A 19,507-nucleotide genomic window follows, 5' to 3' on the forward strand; every position below is an offset into this window, starting at 1 on the left:
ACGATTCATAAGAACCATTTTTACTCCTTTCTTGTACAATTTTTACCCACACATCAACCCCGCTTGTGACGTGCAAGTAAGTGGTTTTGATTGATTCAAGATAAACAGATTTGAAATGAGAGAATCCTACGTTATTCGGGACTCTCATTCAACATACAAAACAGTGAATTATCATTATAAATCAATGCATTGAACGCTTGTTCAACGGCATTTTCAAATTGTCTTAAGTCTTGGCAAAGAAGTTCTTCTGCTTGTTTTTCAGTGATTGCCATACCTTTATGAACAAAAGGTTTTCCAGCATTGTTTGTATGTCCATAACCAATGGTCCACACCCCAATGGCGTCTTTATAGGCATTGAGACGTAAACCTTCCCATTGTTTAATCAGTGCTAGCCCTTCTGGTGATATTGTTCTCATGTATTGCTCCTATAAAAAAGCCCCACAAAAGGTGGAGAAGATTGATAGATTAAAATTGTAATTATTGTGTTTTATTAAAAATTTCGTTTCATGTAACTTTTTTCTATGTTATACGTTACATGAAACATAATGGAGATTTTGTTATGGCTACAATGCACGTCAATGAACGCGTTCAAAAACATCGCAACGCACAAAGAAAAGCAGGTTTGCGTTTAATGCAAATTTGGGTACCAGATACTCGCCAACCAAACTTTGCAGAAGAGTGCCGACGCCAATGTCGCTTAGTCGCAAAAATGGATAAAACAGATACATCTATGCAGTTGTTGATGGATCAATCTTTAATGGATATTGATGGCTGGACAGAATGATGCGTGGATTTCTCGTCACAATAGCGATGCAAGGCGATTTTGGTAAACCAAGACCTGCGTTAATCATTCAAGCTAATCAATTCAGTGAACATACAAGTGTAACAGTTTTACCCATTACTAGCACACTTGTTGATGCGCCATTACTCCGCATTACGATTCAGCCAAACGCTAAAAATGGTTTGCAAAAACCTTCGCAAGTCATGATTGATAAGATTATGACGGTAAGATGTGAAAAAGTTAGTCCAGCTTTCGGTTCCATTCATGCAGATAAAATGGTAGAAATTGAACGCTGTTTAGCTGTATTTTTAGGAATAGTAAAATAAAAATAGTATTTCTTTTTATCATCATAAAATAGCTTTGTTTATCTATCTTCCTCATCCATATGGATGACGCCTTCACCTTCGTCGCATGCGTTTGGTGGAGCGTTTGGATCAAGGGTATCGTCCTTGTCTGGTGTGGTGTTTGCAACGTTTCCAGCCGCATCTTCTTGTGATGCATCAAAAAGTTCGCACTCTATTTTTGTGGTGTAACCACCCGTTTTATCAAGTTTGTGTTTAACGCTTTTGATGCGCCATTCTGCCGGTATATAAGGGCGGAAAGGGGGCTCTTGAACAAGCTTTGCTTCTGCTTGCACAAAGGGATCACCACCGATATCACATGAGAAAGAAGACTTACCGCGTGATGATTTATTGCGATAAGCAGCAATGGCCGCAACAGCCTCTGATTGGTTATGGTAGGTGTATTTGAGTTCATGGAACGGCGGATTACCAACTTTGACTTCTTTTTTTTCACCACTGCGGATATCATGATAAGTTGCGAGAACACCGCCTTTTTTCTCTTTGTCTTCTTCTTCTTTCTCAGGTGTTGTTTCTGCTTTTTCCGATTCAGATGATGATGGTGCTGCTCGATCACTGTCATCCATATGGATAAAGTTTTCATCATCATCAATCTCTTCTGGTTCTCGTGCATCAGCCGCGGCTTTTTGGTCGTCTCCCACATCTGTTTCTAAGCCATTGGCTGCACCTGCTTCATCCCGCGCACTGTATTTAAAATCCCAAGAGGTGCAATGTTCCTCATGAATAACAACAATAGGGAGTGTTTCACCGGTAATGGCTTTGCCTTCACCCCGTTTGGCAAGCACAAGTTTGCCATCAACGGGTTTTGCTACCGCATCATAGTCTTCTGCAAGGCGCGTAGCAAAAGCCATATCGCTTTCAGAAGTTTGGTCAATGTGACGCACAACAATTTTAGCAAGAGCAGGGTCAACTTTTGGTGTATAGCCATTGCGCTCTGCTATCTCTTGAACAATACTGCCAAGGGTTTGTTGGTGATAGGATTGGCTTTTGGGTGTTCTATAAGACGTATTCATAGAGGCGGCGCGCCCTGTTACACTTAAGCTTTGGGGTGGGCTGCTTACAGAGATTTCATCAATCAGATAGGCTCCCATATCGCGGTTTTTGCCGCCTTCATAGCCAAGTGTTACGGAAATGATTGTTCCGATGAGAGGAATATCGAGAAAGCCGTTATCACTGTCGCGTGCGCGGTCATCAAGCTCTATAGTGATACGATCACTTTTGTTTTCTGCTTCATCGGTAATTTCAATCGACAAAACATAATCCATAAGAGTTTTTGTGATGTCTTCTCCATTTGCCAGAACCGTGCAAAAAGGTTTCATGATTGACTGCCCCAAATTCTAATCACCGGTGTGGCTTTAGGATAGGGGAGGGTTGGCAAAACGATTGTGATGCCTGCTTTTAAGATGGGTCCATAGTCTGCAAGACCAAAATTTGCTGCATAAACGCGTTCAACAGCAAGGGCTTGTTGACCCTTTGCATAGTATCTCCAGCAAATGGCATCAATCATATCGCCTTCTTTTGTTACGTAAAGATCACTCATAGCTCTTCACCATATTCTCTCAACTTTATCGTAAATTCTTGTTTTTTTGGGGTGCCATTATGATGAAAAACGCTTTGTTTTTCCTCTACAGAAAGAATGACAAACTTACCTAAGATTTTGCCTTGACCAGTCACAAGAATGTGAGGTCCTTCATGTGCCATTTGCCGTAAATATTCGAGCTGTCTATGACCACCTTTGAAATCTGGATAAATCACACCAGTTAAAGAAAATTCCGCATTTGCAACGGCAGGCAATTGAAGAGCAGCCTTTCTCCCCAATCGCCCTTGCTCCACCCATGGAACACCATAAGACATATCAAGTGTTTGGTAAGCTGCTGTTTCAATCGAAAAAATAAAACCACCCAAAGCTAACATCATGGTATTTAATCCGAAAGGCTAGAGGCTATGGCTAAACGTTGCTGTTTTGCATAGCGTTCAAGTGCTTGATTGACAGCGTCTCTGATTTCGTCCTTGAGACCATTTGGTACTGAAATATTTAGATTTGTAATGGTTACACGGGCATCTACTTCAACAGGTTTATGAACTGTAATTGGCTTTGGAGCTTTAAAGGCACCTACTTTATTTGTTGCCTGCGTTTGTCCTGTTTCAACGACACTTGTATTAAAACCACTCTTGCGTTTTTCAGGCGGGGTGTTTGTAACCACTACTGTATCAACCATTTTTTTTGCACGTGCATTGGTTTCTTCGGTAAAGGTTTTAATGGTCTGCGTTGAAGTCTTGTCTATTGAAACATTAAACCCTAACTTTTCTTTCACCCAATTAGGCATCCAACTGGTTAATTTCTTCATCATGCCGCTGAGCCAATCAGACAGAGCATTCCATTTGCTTTTGATGCCCTCCCAAAGCCCATTAATAAGATTGGAGCCTACTTCCATTAAATCGACACCAAACAGCCATTCAATGAGTTCATTGATTTTTTTCGAAATCCAAGAGAGTGGTGAAAAGTTTTTAAAGAACGTCAAGAGGTTATTGAAAGCATTACTACATAAGTTCGCAAAAGAATCCCATAGCTTGCTTATAAAGCTTATGACTGTGTCCCAATTTTTATAAAGCAGAGATCCGGCAGCAACAAGAGCTGCAATGCCGCCAATTATCCAGCCAATAGGTGTGGTCATGATAGCAACACCAAGCGATATAAAAGCCGTACCAACAGCGGTTATTGCTGGAATGAGTGAAGCTACAAGAGTTACAGCAAGACCAGCAATTGCGGAAGCAGCTGGTGCTATTGCCGCAATGAATGCCCCAGTAAGAACTGCTCCAACTGCGGCTAAGGATGCAGCCACCCAAGCATTGAGTTTGTCCCAATATTTGTAGAGTAAAACAAGAGCTGCGATGCCGCCAATGAGCCATCCTATGGGCGTCGTCATTATAGTATAGCCAAGGGTGACAAACGCTGCTCCCGCTGCTGCTAATGCGGCAATGAGTGGACCAAAAATGAACGAACCAAGTGCCACAAGTCCTACCTTAAAGAGGGTTATTTCACCAATCAGAGGTTCTAGCCATTGGAACCAGCCTTTAATCCTCTCTGTGAGATCACTGATGCCTTTTCTTAAATCAGAGGTAGGATTAAGCAAATCATTAAGGACTTTTTTTAAGGTTTTTGCCCAGCTCGCAACAGTTGTTTGAATGAGGTCGCGGTTTTCATCAATCAACTTTGAAAAACCGTCAATCATATCATTAATCACGGGCATGAAACGCGCGCCAATAAAGCTCGCGATACCGCCTATTTTTTTCTTAAAAGCACCAAGCTTGTCACTCAAATCTGCGGCATAGCGTGCGACATCGGCACCTATCAGCCATTTTCCTTTCCGCGCCTTTGCAAACAGCTCTTTAATGGGTGCCATGCCTTGTGCAAGCATGGTCGCCATTTCTTTACCATCGCCCCCAAACAGCAGAGCGGCAATATGCTGTCTTTGTGCTTGGCTTTTCATCTTACTCATCTTGTCGGTAATTTCTTCTAACAAGACAGAAGTGGATTTGAGTTTTCCAGAAGTGTTTTTGACAGAAATGCCAAGTGCTTCAAAGCCCATCATGCCTCTTTTTTGTCCGGCATATGCTTGTGCTGAACGCCTATTTAAAACCGCTAAGGATTGTTGAAAAAGTTCGGCAGAAGTGCCTGAATTATCGGCTGCATCACCCCATAATTGAAGTGATGCAACACTCATATTTAAATGGTGTGATGCGTGATAAAGACTATCGCCCAGATGCATGGTTTTCATGGTGAGGGCGGCTACACTTGCCACAAGACCACCACCAGCAAGCCCTAAGACACCGGTAAAGACTGAAGCACGACTTGCCGCTGTGCTAAGAGCACTTTGAACGCCATGAAGGCTTTTTGTCATGTTTTTGACAGCAGCAGAAAAGCGCGGAATACCCAAACTATGTGAGAGTGTTTTTGACAATGTATCGAATTTTTTTTGAAGATGTTTGAGAGGTGCGGTGAGTTTGTCTTCAAGAGACAATTTTACCTTTGCATCAGCAACTTTTTCACTCATTTTATCTTATACCTTTCTGCTGCTTGATTTCGCCAGAATATGAGTTCTTGCGGTTCCATTTCCATCATCTTTGAAAGGGACCAATGGAACACAATGGTAATATCGGCTATGAGTTTAGCGGCGGTTTCCCAGTCGAGGTATCCCGCCGCTTGATAAAAGACTCCAAAATCTCTCCAATGCTCGACAAGTCATTAATATCGAGTTCTCCAACCGCTTCATGTGCCCATCCAGAAAGACGTGCGATCATAGCGATTGTTTGCTCTATGCCTTCTTTTTTGTCGATTGCTTGCACATCTTTTGTTTTGGGGCGCTGTAAAGTAATTTCGGTGTGCTCTTTTCCTTCAAAAGTAACAGGTATCAATAATTTATGTGTAATGCTTGTTTGGACTGTCATTTTTATAATCCTATGTTGTCTCTATGGTCTGCGAGTTGATTGACGCCATTGAATTTTCTCACCAAGTTGAGGACATCTATCTCAACGATTTCAACGTCCTTCTGGACATATTTGAAATACTGCAATGTGAAGGTAGTTGTGGATGTTGCTTTGCTGCCCGGTTGCCATTCTGCCATTTCAAAGCCTTTGCATAGTCCTCTCATGGTAATGACAACACCTTCTGCTGGTGTGCCTTGCGCTTGCATTGAACTTCGTAATGAAATGTCGACATCAGTGCGCCCTAAGAGTGCCATTAACTCTGGAGAGCAATCAGAAATGGTCATGCTAAGCGTGAGGGTTTCAAGACCAAGGTCAACTTCAATGGAGCTATCCATGCCACCGCCGCGATAACTTTCAACGACCAAGTTCAAATTCGGTAATGTTACGCTTTCACATTTTGCTTGATAGGGAATACCGTCGACAAAAATGTTAAAATATTTCAAAACTCTTGGTAAAACGGGGATAGCCATTAAAAAATCTCCTCTAAATAATCATTCACAATGCGTGAACGGAACGTGATGTGTTCTGCGGGTGTTGTGGGGGTGAATTCGACATTGAAATAGACTTTGCCGCTCTCAATGGCGCTTGCTGTGTTAAGCTCTAGATCAGGTGTACAGCGTCCACCAAGAATGGCGCCTTGTGCTTTTAAATCACGCAAATAGGCATTGACGCTTTCACTGACATCATTCATGTAGGTCTTTTTGATATTGCGGTCGACAGCCCATAGATGCCCGCGCAAAATGGCATCATTGATCATATCTGCGGTGCGTACTACGGATAAGAAAGCAAACTTTGTATCACTTGAAAGGGTGCGATTACCCCAAAGACGATAACCATTTTCGCGGATAATTGTTGTGATGTTTTGTTCGTTAAGAAGGTTAGCGCGGCTTGATCGATCACCAATGGAAAAATCAATAGGGCGTGCAATACCAACAATGCCATTGATCACTTTATTGGAAGGAGAATGCCAAAAACCGTGTGTAAAATCAGTTTTGGCAATGACACCAGCAACTGCTGCACTTGCCGGCTGTTCTATGATCTTTCCATCACGATTCACCTTTACAAAAGGGTCAATAAGAATGACGCGTTTTGAATCAAAATCCTTTGCTGTGCTAAGGGCTGCTTCATCTGTGCTGTTTGGTGCATCAAGCACCACAATAGCACGCAGACGCTCGGCAATGCCAATGAGTTCTGCTGCGACGGGGTTGGCAGTTGCACCAGTTCCATTCTCTTCAATATTCACACTGGAAGGGCGTTGATGTGTAAAGCCTGGAGCGATGAGAATGCGTGGTGTTTGTCCTACAATGGATTGCGCTCCAATCAAAGCATGAACACCTTCATAAGCACCATTTGCGTTTACACCGCCAAGAACATTGGTGAGTGTTGCATTTTCATTGTCACCCTCGTTCACGCGCACGACAACAACAATGGCACCCACTTGCTTGAAAATGAGATCAAGGGCATTAGGTAGGGTGCCTTGACGCTTGCCTGTTTTATCCAGTTTAGCGGCTTGTGAAAGAGAGCCTGTTACCAAAACGGGTGTATTAAGAGGAAATGCTTGTTCATCTGCATCGGGCGCCGTGCCAACAATCCCGATAACTGCCGATTGTACCGCGCGAAGGGGGCGGGTGCCGTCGTCAACCTCGACAACTTCAACACCGTGTAGAAAACCTGTTGCCATACTTTATGCTCCTTTAAATGAGTGGTGAATTAAAATGAATGGGAAAAATGAGAGGTAAAAAGCTGCTCTTGAGAAAGGTTTGTTTTCAACAAGCACTTTCTTTTTATAAATATCTTGACTTAGTCCCAAAATGGTACTAAGATTGATAAAAATCAGGATACACTTATGAAAATTGTTAAAATCTCCACACTTCAAACTTTTTGGACTCGATATCCTGATGCTGAACAACCATTAAAAGCATGGGTAGATGAAGCTAAAAACGCACAATGGCGTTCTCCTCATGACATTAAAGAGAAATATAAAAATGCAAGCATATTAAAGAATAATCGTGTTGTTTTTAATATTAGAGGCAATGATTATCGTTTAGTTGTTTCAATCTTTTATCCAGCAGGTTGGCTTTACATAAAGTTTATAGGGACGCATAAACAGTATGATGCGATTGATGCCAACACTGTAGAACTAAAGGAATTTAAGAAATGAATATCAAACCAATTCGTACAGAGAGAGAGTATCAAGAAGCTTTAGAAATTGTGTCTGCAATGTTTGACAATCAACCTAAAGAGAATACTCCAGAATTTGATCAAATGGAGGTTCTTGTGTTGTTGATTGAAGCGTATGAAGCAGAACACTATCCTGTTTCTCCTCCTCACCCGATTGAAGCTATTAAATTTAGAATGGAACAAATGAACTTAAGTGCTAAAGATCTCGTTCCTGCGATTGGTCATTTAAATCGTGTTTATGAAATCTTGAGTGGTAAAAGAAAATTAACACTGCGCATGATTAAAAATTTGCACCAACAGTTTAATATCCCACTGGAAAGTCTAATAACTTAGGGTTTTTACTAATTTATTTTTTTTGAAAGATTTTTAAGGTGTTTAAAAGGTCTTCAAGGGTTATTTAAAGACCCTTTAATATGTATTATGTCTCGTTTTAGAAATCACAATTGGTGATGATAAGTTCCTTAGCGGGAACTGCATTATTTAAGGCGTTACACGAATACAATGTGTTTACCTTTTTAAAGGTAAATTGACTGAAGGTTTTTCGAACTTCTGGCACATCATTGAGAGACAAAAGAAACTTTCCTTTTAATTGTGCCAGCAGCATAGCCATCCTCTGATAATCCTCCCGCTTAAACAAATCTTTGCCATAATAATCCTCAACACCCCAATAGGGTGGGTCAAGATAAAATAAGGTGTTTGGTCGATCATAGCGCCTGATAAACTCAGACCAATCTAAATATTCAATGGTAACACCTGCTAAACGGCGGTAAATAAGCTTTAATGAGGCTTCAAGTTTAAAACGATTAAAACGTGCACCGCGGTCTGTTTCAACTCCAAACGTGCGATTGGCGACTTGACCGCTAAAGCTTAACTTCTGCAGATATAAAAACCTTGAAGCGCGCTCTAAATCCGTGAGAGTGTTTGGGTCTTGCATGCGCAAGCGTTGAAATTCCTCACGGCTACTGATCTGAAATTCTAGCAATTCCATAAAAGGGTGATAATGGCGTTGTAACACCCTAAAAAAATTCACTACATCTCCTAAACGATCATTGATGACTTCAGTAGGTGGAATTAACTTTCGCCTAAAGAATATTCCTCCCATTCCAACAAAAGGCTCGGCATAAATGCTATGAGGGATGTCCTCGATAATTTTGACAATGGTTTTGGCTAATCTTCTTTTGCCTCCAATATAAGCAGCAGCTGGTGCGATAGGATCAACAGATTTTAATTTTTCTTTACAAAGTATATCCATCATTTTTTAACACTCTTCCATCTATATTAGCCATCTTCTCACTGTTTCCAAGTGATAAGAAGTGGCTGCGATGTTGAGTTGAGTTGCATCGGACGGGGTTGTTCGCAAAACTGTTCCCGTTGGCTGGACTACCAGCCCAGCCTCTATTTTTTGTTTCTTTCTTTGGTTTGGTGTTTCTAGGATAATTCCTGTGATATATCTGCTTGATTTCTCATAGCGATAGGTTATTAGAGCGGCTTGCCAAGAGCCGTTAATCTCTTTACAAAACTTTTGGAATAGAAGAGGGGGAACGCCGTGATTTCGGGGCTTCTTCTAAAGATAAAGAATGATTTTGCTATAGTGCGATAGAGAGTATTTACTTTTGTTGCCATTTTGCTCTCCAAATCAATAGAGAAACAATAACAACAAGAGCTGCCTTTCATAAGACTGACACTGTCAGTCAAAAAGCTCTTTAAAGGGCTTTAAAAGGGCTTAAAATCATACAAGCCAGCTTATACAACAGCTATCCATTTGACTTGTGCTATTTTTAGTTTTGTATTTAATCTTTCCATAATCTTATGAGGACAGCGCCATCAGCTCCAGCGCCACTTGAAGAAGAATCGGCATGAGCACCAGCACCTCCGCCCCCAAAACCACGCCCTGCTTTTCCCGAACTATAGGAACCTTTGCCGACTCCTCCAGAGCCACCACGTGATGTATCACCTCCAGCATCGCCTCCATTACCGCTTGTTTTACTCGTAATTCCATTCGTTCCAGCATAACCATTTCCGCCTTTGGCAATTCCTGGATGTTCATCCGTTGCTAAACCAAAGTTTCCACCTGTTCCTCCAGCACCGCCATCGCCTGAATAGAAGGAAGTATTATCTTTACCAAATCCCGTGTGAGTGCTAGAAGAGTAAGTACCCCCACCACCATGTCCTCCTGTCGCCGTAATAAAATTTTTGCCAACGGTTGTTGTTCCTCCAAACCTACCTTTTACATTCCATCCAGAAACAGAATCTCCTCCTTTACCAATTGTGATATTCTCATGACCCTTTAAACTCGCTTTATAACCATACCATACCGTACAACCGCCACCGCCGCCACCGCCTCCTAAGTAATAAGAATAACCACCCCCACCACTGCCGCCGCCACCCCATGCTTGGATTTCGACTTTTGTGTTATCCGTTACCCAATCGGGCCATTGAATTTTTCCATCCTGTGTATAGAGCAATTCAGCATCAGCAAGAGCCGGCCAATTCGTGATTTTATCGGTCAAATCTTTTTTAAGACTCTTTATCTGTGCCAAGATGGCTGCATCCACTTGTGATTTGGTATAAACAAGATCATCATCAACTTTAAGCGGTCCTTTAAGCGTACTTCCACTTGTGCTTAAACGGGTAACCACTTTCCTTTTTGGAAGACCGAAGAAGTCAGATGATACATTACCCAAGATCTCCAAGTCGTCACCCATGGTGACTTTACTGGTAAATTTATTATAACTTTGCCATTCATTTGGGCTGGCTAAGCGACCATAGCTTGTGAGATCTTGATTAATCTTGGCTCTAAAATCGTCAAGCCCCACAATATCTTCGGTTTTATGTTGATGCGCGCCTAATAGTGAGACAGCACTGCCAAAGGTGAAGTTATTATTGCTTGATTTATAGAGAACATAATTATTTGCGGCATCTTTTGCGCCTTCGATATCGCTTAAATCGGCAAAAGTGAAGGTTTTATCCGCTGCCATTTTGCCATTGAGAGCGCTTTCTAGATCTGCGATTTCGTTGATCGTATGCGTGTGGTGTAAAGGTGCCTTTTCGTCTACCTTTTCCTCAACAGCCAAAAGAGCTTGATCAATTTTGGTCAAGTTTTCCCGCAAGATTGGGAATTCAGAACTGATAAAACGCCCCTCTTTAGGCAATTCCATGTCGAGTTTTTTGGTTTTGGTCATCTCTGTTTTCCCATTATAATATGCCAGCGCCAAAATCACTCACCATGGACCGCGCGGATGGTCCACCAGTAAGGGTCAATTTCAAGCGTGCTTGTTTGGCTGTTTTGTCACCACTGATAAATTTTCGTTCTGTCCAAAGTGGTTCAGTGAGTTGTTCTGTTTCGTCAAGTTTCAAAGGGGTGAAACCACCATCATCCAGCTGCATCTCGCAAGTGAAGGTTGCACCACCCGGTAAAAAGGTTTTGATATAGCTCGTTAACCTTGCCTTTTCACCAAAGGCAAAAGCACGCGTGACATAGGTCGCTTCCTTATGGATCTTTCCCGCAATCAATTGAACAGGCGCAAATAACACCGGTGAGAGTTTCTCTGTTCCTTTAAGAATAGCGCGAAGCTTGATCTTTTCACTGATATATTCAGTAAGACTGAGCAATTGAAAGGGCAGGAGTTGATAAATTGTGCCATTGTTTCGTTCAATTTCAAAGATGACAGAACACTCACTTGAAGGCAACTCAATGGCTGCGCGTATTTGCAAATCAGAGCAGTCCACAAGATCAAAAGTGCCTAAATCGACAATCTTTTCTGTTTGCCTATAGCGGGCAGCGAGCACCCGAAAGGCTAAAGCCTCATCTTGATGGGCGGTCCAGCTCCTAGCATTGACAGAAGAAAAGCGTGGACCGGTCACGTAAGGGTGGCTCGAGACGTATCTCTGGTGTTCTGCATCAAAATCTCCAAGCTTTGCTAAAGAGACGGAATGATCAGCATCATCGGTTTTAATGACAAAAGCCGTTAAACGGTCATCCATCACAAGGAGTGGTACATCATAGCGTGCCTCTGCCCACCCTAGCTTTGCGCCCTTCATAGAATAAAAGCTTTGCGCTTGAATATCGGCGGTCGGATAACCGTTTTCTGTGGTGACCAAATCAATCACCAGATCATGGTTTTCATTACCGATTTTGCAAAGATGAAAGTCAATACCGGTGATTTGCCGTGTTTCATCGGGGGTAAAGACTTGCGCTTGTGGGTCCACTTGCGTCCATATCTTCACCGTGGTGGTGCGCCGCATCACTTTCACATCAATCAGACCTTGACCGGTAAAAAGCCCCGTTGCAATGGTTCCACCTTTTCCCCTTGCCACAACGTTTTTTGTGCCAGCGGTAATATTTTGTGGAATCGTGAAAGCGCCCTCAAGGGTGCCCTTGCTATCGGCAATAAGGAGACTCTTTGGTAAAATATTCACACCATCAAAGGTAAGACGTTCCAAGATTTCGCTACTGCCAAAACCTTCAATTTTGAAAGAAAGGGTAATTTGTCTCAAAAAATCGATTTGTTCTTGGTGTGTGTTGATGAAATTATCGCTTACTTCTGTTCTACGTATGGTACTGCCACGGTTCCAGCCCATGATGATTTGATTGGTGATACCCGAGAGCCAATCGGTACGCTGTTCATGCCAGAAGTCTGTCGCGGGTGTGAGGGTTACTGTACCAGGCAGGGGTGCAAAATTTTGATAGGGGTTGATCTTTTCGCAAGCCGTTGTCAACTCTTGCGCAATGATCACTTCATTTGTCCAGTCAAGGGTGACAGGCGCTTTTAAAGGAGCAGTATAGAATGTTGGGTCAATGGCAAGCTGCAAAATGCCGTTGCCTACAGCCCCCGTTTGTTGAAAGCCTTCATCTCTATAAGAGTCATCAAGAAAGGGATCAGCGAACATGCCTTTTTTGGCAACAGGCTCTTTAGAGTCAACATTGCTTTTAATCCGTTCTAATTGCATCAGACGGTCAAGCGAAAGCACTCGTTGAAAATAGCGCCACATTTCATCATAGGGGGCAACCCGTGTGCCATCATTGACCACAACCGGCGTTTCAAGCCAATTGTTGGTAATGGTTGCAAGGGACAACACATCATCAGGGACACTCGGTGCCATGGGATGATCTACTGAGATACCTTTGATGTAAACCACATTGCCCCCCGTGTTGAGACCAATACGGTCAATGCGGGGTAATTTGTAAGTGTAACTGACGATAATATCACCACCCTCCGCACCCCCTGAGACAGTGATTTCCTGCGCTGTTACCTTATCAGCCGTGATTTTTGCGCGATAGCGGTAAGTTACCTTATAGCTGCTCCCTGCTAAAGGTTCGTCTCCCACGGGTGCCCAATCAATGGTGTCTCCTGTTTTTTTAAAATCTGTGCCTTCTTTAAATTCCTTGCTTCCTTGAACGACTTTAATAAACGCGGTGATGCTTTTATCAGGAACACCATCACGCCCTGCGGCAACCGCACCGCGGGTGACGTTAACGGTTTTTTCTTTTGTCAACAAAAGAGACTGAATATCGGCAAGAGGAAAATAATAGGGTTTAAAGGTGAAACTTGTTTTCCCTTTTGGAGGCGCAAAAATATGCGTTTCGCTAGGAACAACGCTTGTCGAAAAATCCTCTGGCTCTTCATGGCGCAAAGCCGCTAAGCGTTTGCGTTTAAAGCCATTGATATTGGCTTCTCCTTCTTGAATACTAAACACTTGGCAACCATTATTTGCTCCCAATGCGCTCACACGGCAGCCACTCACGATATAATGCCCATGGGCGCGGTCGTACGTCGCAATAGCTTGCATGGCGGGTTCAAGCAGTGAGGGCGATTTTTGATCAATCAGAACACCATCTTGTAAAATATAAACCGGAAAGAAAGTGCCATTCTGCGCATCCTCTTTCAGTGCCCAAACAAGCTGTGCTGTTTCGCGTGCCGCTCCGGGCTCTCCTTCTGCTAAGGTACCAGGGACTTGCCCCAAGAGCTCTGGATCATCTTCGTGTGTTATCCATTTTTTTTGCAGCTTCACACCAATTTCCAAGCGCCCAATCATGGCAACATTGTTGAGTACAGCTGGTGCAACGGGGAAAATATCGCCGGCAATATAAATCTTGCCATCCGTTAAAGTGACGGTCCTTGTCTCTTTGTTGACAAAAGCATCAGCCCGTTCAACGCGGTCTCCTTCTTGTGCCACAAGGCGTCCCAAACGGTCATGACGCCCCCTGATGATGGTTTGAACCTCATTTAGTTCACCACTTTGAATAAAGGGACGCGTGCCATAAAACACCACGCTTTGTTGTTCCTCTTTGCCGCGAGATCTGTCAATTGCAAAGGGTAAACCACTTTCATGCTTCATATTAAAACCTCAATAAAATCTTGAATTGTTCGCGAACATCGGCACGCAAAGGAATAGTGACAGGCGTTTTGAGTATCTCGACACCACCATTCAGTTCATTGACGTCACACCAAAGCTTTCCAAGGGGGATATCTTGTTTGGGAATGCCGTGAACGAGAATAGAAACAAATGCTGCTTGTTTGCCATCAACATCGTGAAAATCTGTGCGTGCTGCCAGAAAAAGCGCCGTGCCCATCGAGGAGGGCTGGAATCTGCCGCCACAATGGCTATACACACCATCCAAAGCTTGTTCGACAGGCGCTACAGCATAGCATCTGCGATACCCAATCACGCTATTTTGGCTGTCTCTTAACATGAGATAAAGCGTGCGACCATGAAACCATTCTGCCATAAGCATATCGCGTTCATGTTTTTTGACCGAACACCACGGAAAATTTGCCAAATCCCAAGGATAATCAATTTGGTTCCAGCTTAACTCCTCGTCAAAGTCATCTATCCAATTACCAATAAGCCTGCCTTCTTCTCTTGTGAGCGTGTGATTGATCTCTGTTGTGCGCCCAAAGGAAAACAAAGTGCCCCCAGCTGTTAAGCGAACACCGCTTTCATACTCCAACATGCTGTCATCAAGGCGTGACATATTGCATTCAACAGCTTGCACATCATACCCCGCAACACCACGACGAAAATCGGAGCGCAAACTTTTGGAGAGATCTGTAATCGCTTCAATGGCTTCAAGCTGTGTTCGTTCAGGCAACTGATCAAAATCAAGTTGAAAGGAGTTCCACCATGCTCGCCCCGTCCAGGCGGGTTGAAAGCGTGCTGTAATCTCTAGCCATTCAAGCCCCATCTCTATTGCCGCAAGTGAGCCACGTATCCGCTGCCATTGAAGCCCTTGATCAATCAAATCATAGAGGTTTGGAACATAAGGTGTCAGTTCACCAAGCCCGTATTCTTCAATCAACCACGGCAAGAAACGGGGAGGGCGTGTGATCAGTTTTGCGCGTGAAATCCCCAAAACAGAACCATCAATATCTTGATGAAAATCGCAAGCATCGGCAAGGCGCTTTTCAAATTCTGTCGCGTTTGTGGGAAGGAGGGAACCAACCATTAGCGGGCACGTCCTTTGAAGTTTAAGGTGATTTTTCCAATCGATAAAATTTCTTCATCACAAACCATACTGTCTTGTGTTGGGGTAATGGCAATCACTTTCTGGACACCAGCAATCATTAGTTTTGAAATCCACCACGACAAACTTAATTCACGACCAATGGCTTGTTCTTGTTTCCAAGCCGTGCGTAAATTTGTTTCCATTGTTGTGAGAATTTTCAAAGATGTTTCTGGTAACAGCCAAACATCTGCTTCTAAATCCAGCACTTTTTTGACAGCAGCGTGAACAATGATTGTATCATTGGTCATGATGATATTTTTTCTGTGAAGAGCTTGTGAAACTGCTTGTATGAGATCTTCAGAGGCTGTTCCTTCTTCATTATTACCAAAAAGAGCAACATAGATGGTTGGGTCTTTGCCTTTACGATAGATAATGGCATCTTTCACTCGACTATCGGCTGTTAAGGCGATAAGTTTGTAATAGGGTTCTGTTCCACTTCCGTTTCCTCCACGGGCATGAAGCTGTATGCGTTCACGATATCTCTCGTCACTTTCACCCTCCATGCGGGCAAGACCATGCCAGTTTCCCAAAGCATCAAGAGATTCACCGGTTGCAAAATCAAGAATGTTGTTGCGTGCTGCCTCGTTAATACGCTGTCTTAAAAGCAACTCTCGATAGCTAAAAGCCTCTATGACTTTTACGGCCGGATCACTTTCAAGAATGGTATATTCAGGCAAAAGCTCTTTTAAATGGACAAGAGCAGCAGCGCGTATTTCTTCAAAAGAAAGTTCTGTGATGATGTCTGGTTTTGCAAGCACTCCATTCATTTTATCAATAATCCTTCCATGGTAATGGGCTTGCCGGATGGCAAATAAATGCCTTCAAAGGATAAAGAAACGTGTCCATTCTCACCCCTTTTAAAATCAATTTTTTTCAATTTAAAACGCGGTTCCCACTTGTCTAAAGCCTCAGCAACAGCAGCATAAAGAGCAACAGCAAAAGCATTATTAACCGGTGCATCAATGAGTTCAGCAACACGTGAACCATAATCACGCCGCATTACACGCGAACCAATCCGCGTTAACAAAATATCAAGGATTGATTGACGCAAATGATCAATGCCGGTTAATGGCTTTCCCGTTGTGCGGTCCATTCCACTGTTCAATTGGGACCTCCTGTCATAGAACCACCAGGGGAAACACCGCCATGAACATGTGTTGCTCCTACATTGGTGCCGTTATGTCTTAATCCACTTGAATGAATGGAAACATTATTTCCAGAATGAAGAGAGAGACTATCATTCGAATTCAGTGAAATGCTACTACCTGCCTTCAAAGAGATGCCGCCTTTTGCGTTTAAATTTATATCGCTTTCTGAAACAATTTTTATGCCTTCCGGTGCGGTAAGCTCTAGCTTGCCACCATCACCTTTTAGTGACACACCATCAGCGATTGTCAGGATAAACTTTCCGCCGGATTTGATGTGAATTCCATAAGTGTTTTGTTCATCATCATATTCAAGGCTGGTTCCATCAGGGTATATCGTTCGGTGAATGCTGCCCTTATCGGCTGCTTGATTAGCATCTGTATGAAGTGAACCAATAATCACCCCTTGTGATAAATCCCCTGATGACGAGATAACAACTACTTGCTCTCCAACATCGCGTCCTTCATAAGAACGTGTTTTACCGGCGCGGGCTTGTGTGTCTGGAATCCAGTCACTGACAAGATTGCCACTTTTTACCCGATAGCGTGCGTTTTTATGGTCGACATGGCTAATCTTCCCCACCACAACCATATTGGCCACACGTCTCTTTAGATCTGTGATTTCTTTATCGCGTCGCTCTAACATGTCCACCTTCAATTTTATGGTATTTATCTTTATTTTTCACGCCTGTTTCTGGTTCAAAGCTTAAGAAAGGTTCAACGATTCTTGCTGTTACACTGCCTTCTTCTTCATCCATGTTGGGGATATTTGTCACATAAGTGATTTCAAAGGTTAAAATCGCACCATGGAGCGCTAGGGCGCCATTATCACCAAAGGCAAAAGCAATATTTTGCAGGCGGCATGTCTCAACAGTGTTGTTAAGATTGGGGTTGGCATGGAAAATCTCTTCAACTTCCCATGCTAATTGGTCAACAAAACGTGCGCCCTCTTCACATGTTGTATAGCATTCAACATCTAGCGTTAAAACACGCCGCCTTATTCCATAATCATAGCCATCTTCAATCGTTTCACTTTGTGTTGAGATATTAATTGCAGGCGTGTTCTCAACGGAAAAGTTGAAATCACGCATATTGAAAACATTGTCACCAGCTGCCGTCTTTGCTGCTTTAATCAACGCAACAAAACTTTCCCTTATCGTCTCTCTCGGATGCATGAGTGTTCCTGTTATTTAACATTTATCCTTTTCTTTATATTAGTATCGTGTTATGATACGTAAAAGAATGAATAAAGGTGATTTGGTGATTGAATCTTTTGCTGATAAGCGGTGTAAAGATCTTTTAGAAGGCAATCCGCCCAGAGGCTTTCCCACCACTCTAGTGCGTATAGCCCAAAGAAAATTGTTTATGCTCGATAAAGCAGTTGATCTTAAAGATTTGCGTAGTCCTCCGGGAAATCGTCTAGAAGCATTGAAAGGAGAGCGTAAAGGTCAATATTCTATCCGTATTAATGACCAGTTTCGTATTTGTTTTGAATGGCGCTCTAATGGCGCTTATGAAGTTGAAATCGTAGATTATCATTGATCTGTAGGAGGTCGAGATGAAAAATTATATAGCGATTCATCCCGGAGAAATTTTACGAGAGGAATATTTAAAAGAATATGCCCTCTCTGCTTATGCTCTTGCAAAAGCATTAAATGTTCCACGCACGAGAATAGAACGTATTGTTGCTGAAAATAGTCCAGTGACTCCCGATACTGCTCTCAGATTAGCCTATTTTTTTGATACTACTGCTGAATTTTGGCTTAACATGCAAGCTGCTTATGACGTTAGTATATTACAAACTGAAAAAGCAGACGAATTTGCCAAAATCAATAAATTTGAATGTAGGGTTTAACCACTCCCCATTTTAAGAACAGGGAGGGGAGTTTTGTTTTTAAGTTAAGCAACCTTTTTAATGGGGCTCTCGAAATTTGGTTCATAAGCGCGTAACAAAGAATCCATGCTATGCGGTAACTCTGAATCTCCAAAATCTGTAAGAATTGCTAAAATCTTCGTAATATTTGGAACCTCATTTTGAAGTTTTAAAATCAAAGCTTTTTCCACCATGCCCATAATCTCAATTATGGCAGTGCAATCCTCATCTCCAATGCTTTGATGATTAGAAAACTGAAACAATGCCATCCACAAATCGCATAGGAAGTTGGTATCTATCTTCATTGCACACCTCCATGAATTTGCTCTCTCAAACATGCCAATCCTCTGGATGTAATTTTTGTTGAAGGCAGCACCTTTTCTGTACCATCCGGTCTTTGAATGGTGATAGCAGGACAATCCATAAATCCTTTCTTGATCTTGTCCTGATAAGGTAACAAGGGAGCTCCTGGAGCCCGTCGATAGACCCAATCATGTTTACGCAAGTAATCCGTTAAATCCTTTGGTCGTACCTCCAACATCTTTGCTGCTTCGATAAGACCAAACAACCCATCAGAGCGTTTTAAACCATCTAAAGCTTCTGCTTTTGGAGCCAATTCGGCAATAACATGATCTTTCTGCTCAATTTGACTTTGTAGGTGATTCAAAACACCAAGTAATGCCTCAGGTTTCGAATAGTCAACTTGTGGTGTTGTTACTTGTCTTTCCAATTCTTGCCAGCGGTCAATAATCTTTGCTCGTAAAGCAGTGCTGTAACCCGAAACAAGAATTAAACACTCACGTTTGGGAAGATTGTAGCAAGGAAGAGTACGACCTATTGAATCTCTGTAGAATCCTGCAAATTCACTCAGCTCAATTTTGAGCTCAGTGAGTATTTGCCGAATATCCCGCATAACATTCCGATGTTCTTTACCACATAATTCAGCAATCTCACGACTAGACATAGTCTGAGTGCTAACACTATTAGCAGTGTTTTCTCTAATTTCTATAAGTGTGTTCATGATGAACTCCTGTGTAGTTAGAAGTTTCTTATTGACATTCCAGAGGAATGCCGGGTGCTAAGAAACACGGTACACAGTCCGTCGCTATGCTTTTCCCAAAAGGGTATTTTATGGCACAGCCACACCCGACAAAACCATTATATGCGTGTAAC

24 protein-coding genes and 1 pseudogene are annotated in these 19,507 nt (G+C 42.6%); 6 read left to right on the forward strand and 19 right to left on the reverse strand.

Annotation, left to right across the window (positions count from 1 at the left end; genetic code table 11):
* Positions 1-170: 170 nt before the first annotated feature.
* Positions 171-416 (reverse strand): annotated as a pseudogene (locus ACFIM6_RS07675) (lysozyme); the annotation flags it as partial.
* Between the two features lie 143 nt (positions 417-559).
* On the opposite strand from ACFIM6_RS07675, the gene ACFIM6_RS07680 reads away from it, so the two are divergent.
* Together ACFIM6_RS07680 and ACFIM6_RS07685 are read left to right on the forward strand one after the other, a co-directional pair.
* Positions 560-784: an antitoxin MazE family protein gene (locus ACFIM6_RS07680; RefSeq protein ID WP_012230987.1), complete on the forward strand. Its 225-nt coding sequence runs from the start codon at positions 560-562 to the stop codon at positions 782-784.
* On the forward strand, positions 784-1,107 hold the full coding sequence (locus tag ACFIM6_RS07685; RefSeq protein WP_375612371.1) for a type II toxin-antitoxin system PemK/MazF family toxin: 324 nt from the start codon (positions 784-786) through the stop codon (positions 1,105-1,107). The genes ACFIM6_RS07680 and ACFIM6_RS07685 overlap by 1 nt, the downstream gene beginning before the upstream one ends.
* A 38-nt stretch (positions 1,108-1,145) precedes the next feature.
* Here the strand turns inward: ACFIM6_RS07685 and ACFIM6_RS07690 are convergent, their stop codons facing one another.
* From ACFIM6_RS07690 to ACFIM6_RS07725, 8 genes are read right to left on the reverse strand one after another with little or no spacing between them, the layout of a single operon-like run.
* On the reverse strand, positions 1,146-2,459 hold the full coding sequence (locus ACFIM6_RS07690) for a contractile injection system protein, VgrG/Pvc8 family (RefSeq protein WP_375612340.1): 1,314 nt from the start codon (positions 2,457-2,459) through the stop codon (positions 1,146-1,148).
* Entirely contained in the window at positions 2,456-2,680 is a 225-nt protein-coding gene (locus ACFIM6_RS07695) for a tail protein X (protein ID WP_375612341.1), read from the reverse strand. Before ACFIM6_RS07695 ends, ACFIM6_RS07690 begins: the two co-directional genes overlap by 4 nt.
* The gene (locus tag ACFIM6_RS07700) at positions 2,677-3,057 is read right to left on the reverse strand and encodes a phage tail protein (RefSeq protein WP_375612342.1); all 381 of its coding nucleotides are present in this window, start codon (positions 3,055-3,057) and stop codon (positions 2,677-2,679) included. Before ACFIM6_RS07700 ends, ACFIM6_RS07695 begins: the two co-directional genes overlap by 4 nt.
* 5 nt (positions 3,058-3,062) lie before the next feature.
* Complete coding sequence (locus tag ACFIM6_RS07705) at positions 3,063-5,195, reverse strand: phage tail tape measure protein (protein WP_375612343.1); 2,133 nt, start codon at positions 5,193-5,195, stop codon at positions 3,063-3,065.
* Entirely contained in the window at positions 5,192-5,263 is a 72-nt protein-coding gene (locus ACFIM6_RS07710) for a hypothetical protein (RefSeq protein WP_375612372.1), read from the reverse strand. Before ACFIM6_RS07710 ends, ACFIM6_RS07705 begins: the two co-directional genes overlap by 4 nt.
* Positions 5,264-5,301: 38 nt before the next feature.
* Entirely contained in the window at positions 5,302-5,589 is a 288-nt protein-coding gene (locus ACFIM6_RS07715) for a phage tail assembly protein (RefSeq protein WP_375612344.1), read from the reverse strand.
* A gap of 2 nt (positions 5,590-5,591) precedes the next feature.
* Positions 5,592-6,098, reverse strand: coding sequence for a phage major tail tube protein (locus tag ACFIM6_RS07720; RefSeq protein ID WP_375612345.1), 507 nt, complete (start codon positions 6,096-6,098; stop codon positions 5,592-5,594).
* A complete protein-coding gene (locus ACFIM6_RS07725; RefSeq protein WP_375612346.1) occupies positions 6,098-7,309 on the reverse strand; it encodes a phage tail sheath subtilisin-like domain-containing protein in 1,212 nt (403 codons plus the stop codon). Before ACFIM6_RS07725 ends, ACFIM6_RS07720 begins: the two co-directional genes overlap by 1 nt.
* Before the next feature lie 165 nt (positions 7,310-7,474).
* On the opposite strand from ACFIM6_RS07725, the gene ACFIM6_RS07730 reads away from it, so the two are divergent.
* Entirely contained in the window at positions 7,475-7,789 is a 315-nt protein-coding gene (locus ACFIM6_RS07730; protein WP_375612347.1) for a type II toxin-antitoxin system HigB family toxin, read from the forward strand.
* Positions 7,786-8,142 carry a type II toxin-antitoxin system HigA family antitoxin gene (locus ACFIM6_RS07735; RefSeq protein ID WP_375612348.1) on the forward strand — a complete coding sequence of 119 codons (357 nt, stop codon included), beginning with the start codon at positions 7,786-7,788 and terminating at the stop codon, positions 8,140-8,142. Before ACFIM6_RS07730 ends, ACFIM6_RS07735 begins: the two co-directional genes overlap by 4 nt.
* A gap of 97 nt (positions 8,143-8,239) precedes the next feature.
* On the opposite strand, the gene ACFIM6_RS07740 is transcribed toward ACFIM6_RS07735, so the two are convergent.
* The 8 genes from ACFIM6_RS07740 to ACFIM6_RS07775 all read right to left on the reverse strand — a co-directional run bounded on the left by ACFIM6_RS07740 (position 8,240) and on the right by ACFIM6_RS07775 (position 17,636).
* Complete coding sequence (locus ACFIM6_RS07740) at positions 8,240-9,061, reverse strand: DNA adenine methylase (protein ID WP_375612373.1); 822 nt, start codon at positions 9,059-9,061, stop codon at positions 8,240-8,242.
* Positions 9,062-9,599: 538 nt separating this feature from the next.
* Positions 9,600-10,991: a Bgr_08870 family protein gene (locus ACFIM6_RS07745; protein ID WP_375612349.1), complete on the reverse strand. Its 1,392-nt coding sequence runs from the start codon at positions 10,989-10,991 to the stop codon at positions 9,600-9,602.
* Positions 10,992-11,004: 13 nt separating this feature from the next.
* Positions 11,005-14,148 (reverse strand): DUF4815 domain-containing protein, encoded by a 3,144-nt coding sequence (locus ACFIM6_RS07750; protein WP_375612350.1) that lies wholly within the window; start codon positions 14,146-14,148, stop codon positions 11,005-11,007.
* 1 nt (position 14,149) lies between these two features.
* A complete protein-coding gene (locus ACFIM6_RS07755) occupies positions 14,150-15,256 on the reverse strand; it encodes a phage tail protein (protein WP_375612351.1) in 1,107 nt (368 codons plus the stop codon).
* Positions 15,256-16,083 carry a baseplate J/gp47 family protein gene (locus tag ACFIM6_RS07760; protein ID WP_375612352.1) on the reverse strand — a complete coding sequence of 276 codons (828 nt, stop codon included), beginning with the start codon at positions 16,081-16,083 and terminating at the stop codon, positions 15,256-15,258. Before ACFIM6_RS07760 ends, ACFIM6_RS07755 begins: the two co-directional genes overlap by 1 nt.
* Positions 16,080-16,421, reverse strand: coding sequence for a GPW/gp25 family protein (locus ACFIM6_RS07765; RefSeq protein WP_375612353.1), 342 nt, complete (start codon positions 16,419-16,421; stop codon positions 16,080-16,082). Before ACFIM6_RS07765 ends, ACFIM6_RS07760 begins: the two co-directional genes overlap by 4 nt.
* Positions 16,418-17,107 carry a phage baseplate assembly protein V gene (locus tag ACFIM6_RS07770; RefSeq protein ID WP_375612354.1) on the reverse strand — a complete coding sequence of 230 codons (690 nt, stop codon included), beginning with the start codon at positions 17,105-17,107 and terminating at the stop codon, positions 16,418-16,420. Before ACFIM6_RS07770 ends, ACFIM6_RS07765 begins: the two co-directional genes overlap by 4 nt.
* Entirely contained in the window at positions 17,088-17,636 is a 549-nt protein-coding gene (locus ACFIM6_RS07775) for a hypothetical protein (RefSeq protein WP_375612355.1), read from the reverse strand. The genes ACFIM6_RS07770 and ACFIM6_RS07775 overlap by 20 nt, the downstream gene beginning before the upstream one ends.
* A 52-nt stretch (positions 17,637-17,688) precedes the next feature.
* Here ACFIM6_RS07775 and ACFIM6_RS07780 point away from each other — a divergent pair, with 52 nt between their 5' ends.
* On the forward strand, positions 17,689-18,003 hold the full coding sequence (locus ACFIM6_RS07780) for a type II toxin-antitoxin system RelE/ParE family toxin (protein ID WP_254771026.1): 315 nt from the start codon (positions 17,689-17,691) through the stop codon (positions 18,001-18,003).
* A 16-nt stretch (positions 18,004-18,019) separates the two neighbouring features.
* Positions 18,020-18,316, forward strand: a complete 297-nt coding sequence (locus ACFIM6_RS07785; RefSeq protein WP_004861504.1) for a HigA family addiction module antitoxin — start codon at positions 18,020-18,022, stop codon at positions 18,314-18,316.
* Between the two features lie 44 nt (positions 18,317-18,360).
* Here ACFIM6_RS07785 and ACFIM6_RS07790 read toward each other — a convergent pair whose 3' ends face one another.
* Together ACFIM6_RS07790 and ACFIM6_RS07795 are read right to left on the reverse strand one after the other, a co-directional pair.
* Entirely contained in the window at positions 18,361-18,639 is a 279-nt protein-coding gene (locus ACFIM6_RS07790) for a hypothetical protein (protein WP_375612356.1), read from the reverse strand.
* A complete protein-coding gene (locus ACFIM6_RS07795; protein WP_375612357.1) occupies positions 18,636-19,355 on the reverse strand; it encodes a Rha family transcriptional regulator in 720 nt (239 codons plus the stop codon). The genes ACFIM6_RS07790 and ACFIM6_RS07795 overlap by 4 nt, the downstream gene beginning before the upstream one ends.
* Positions 19,356-19,507 lie beyond the last annotated feature (152 nt).

This window comes from Bartonella sp. AA9NXGY, assembly GCF_042196845.1.
Lineage (GTDB): Bacteria > Pseudomonadota > Alphaproteobacteria > Rhizobiales > Rhizobiaceae > Bartonella.

Bases quoted from the DNA above. Each gene is read 5' to 3' on its own strand.
- ACFIM6_RS07780 (WP_254771026.1), top strand. From the start codon at position 17,689: ATGATACGTAAAAGAATGAATAAAGGTGATTTGGTGATTGAATCTTTT.
- ACFIM6_RS07760 (WP_375612352.1), bottom strand. From the start codon at position 16,083: ATGAATGGAGTGCTTGCAAAACCAGACATCATCACAGAACTTTCTTTT.
- ACFIM6_RS07785 (WP_004861504.1), top strand. From the start codon at position 18,020: ATGAAAAATTATATAGCGATTCATCCCGGAGAAATTTTACGAGAGGAA.
- ACFIM6_RS07750 (WP_375612350.1), bottom strand. From the start codon at position 14,148: ATGAAGCATGAAAGTGGTTTACCCTTTGCAATTGACAGATCTCGCGGC.
- ACFIM6_RS07680 (WP_012230987.1), top strand. From the start codon at position 560: ATGGCTACAATGCACGTCAATGAACGCGTTCAAAAACATCGCAACGCA.
- ACFIM6_RS07690 (WP_375612340.1), bottom strand. From the start codon at position 2,459: ATGAAACCTTTTTGCACGGTTCTGGCAAATGGAGAAGACATCACAAAA.
- ACFIM6_RS07725 (WP_375612346.1), bottom strand. From the start codon at position 7,309: ATGGCAACAGGTTTTCTACACGGTGTTGAAGTTGTCGAGGTTGACGAC.
- ACFIM6_RS07795 (WP_375612357.1), bottom strand. From the start codon at position 19,355: ATGAACACACTTATAGAAATTAGAGAAAACACTGCTAATAGTGTTAGC.
- ACFIM6_RS07715 (WP_375612344.1), bottom strand. From the start codon at position 5,589: ATGACAGTCCAAACAAGCATTACACATAAATTATTGATACCTGTTACT.
- ACFIM6_RS07740 (WP_375612373.1), bottom strand. From the start codon at position 9,061: ATGGATATACTTTGTAAAGAAAAATTAAAATCTGTTGATCCTATCGCA.
- ACFIM6_RS07735 (WP_375612348.1), top strand. From the start codon at position 7,786: ATGAATATCAAACCAATTCGTACAGAGAGAGAGTATCAAGAAGCTTTA.
- ACFIM6_RS07775 (WP_375612355.1), bottom strand. From the start codon at position 17,636: ATGCATCCGAGAGAGACGATAAGGGAAAGTTTTGTTGCGTTGATTAAA.
- ACFIM6_RS07705 (WP_375612343.1), bottom strand. From the start codon at position 5,195: ATGAGTGAAAAAGTTGCTGATGCAAAGGTAAAATTGTCTCTTGAAGAC.
- ACFIM6_RS07755 (WP_375612351.1), bottom strand. From the start codon at position 15,256: ATGGTTGGTTCCCTCCTTCCCACAAACGCGACAGAATTTGAAAAGCGC.
- ACFIM6_RS07720 (WP_375612345.1), bottom strand. From the start codon at position 6,098: ATGGCTATCCCCGTTTTACCAAGAGTTTTGAAATATTTTAACATTTTT.
- ACFIM6_RS07700 (WP_375612342.1), bottom strand. From the start codon at position 3,057: ATGATGTTAGCTTTGGGTGGTTTTATTTTTTCGATTGAAACAGCAGCT.
- ACFIM6_RS07745 (WP_375612349.1), bottom strand. From the start codon at position 10,991: ATGACCAAAACCAAAAAACTCGACATGGAATTGCCTAAAGAGGGGCGT.
- ACFIM6_RS07685 (WP_375612371.1), top strand. From the start codon at position 784: ATGCGTGGATTTCTCGTCACAATAGCGATGCAAGGCGATTTTGGTAAA.
- ACFIM6_RS07790 (WP_375612356.1), bottom strand. From the start codon at position 18,639: ATGAAGATAGATACCAACTTCCTATGCGATTTGTGGATGGCATTGTTT.
- ACFIM6_RS07695 (WP_375612341.1), bottom strand. From the start codon at position 2,680: ATGAGTGATCTTTACGTAACAAAAGAAGGCGATATGATTGATGCCATT.
- ACFIM6_RS07730 (WP_375612347.1), top strand. From the start codon at position 7,475: ATGAAAATTGTTAAAATCTCCACACTTCAAACTTTTTGGACTCGATAT.
- ACFIM6_RS07770 (WP_375612354.1), bottom strand. From the start codon at position 17,107: ATGTTAGAGCGACGCGATAAAGAAATCACAGATCTAAAGAGACGTGTG.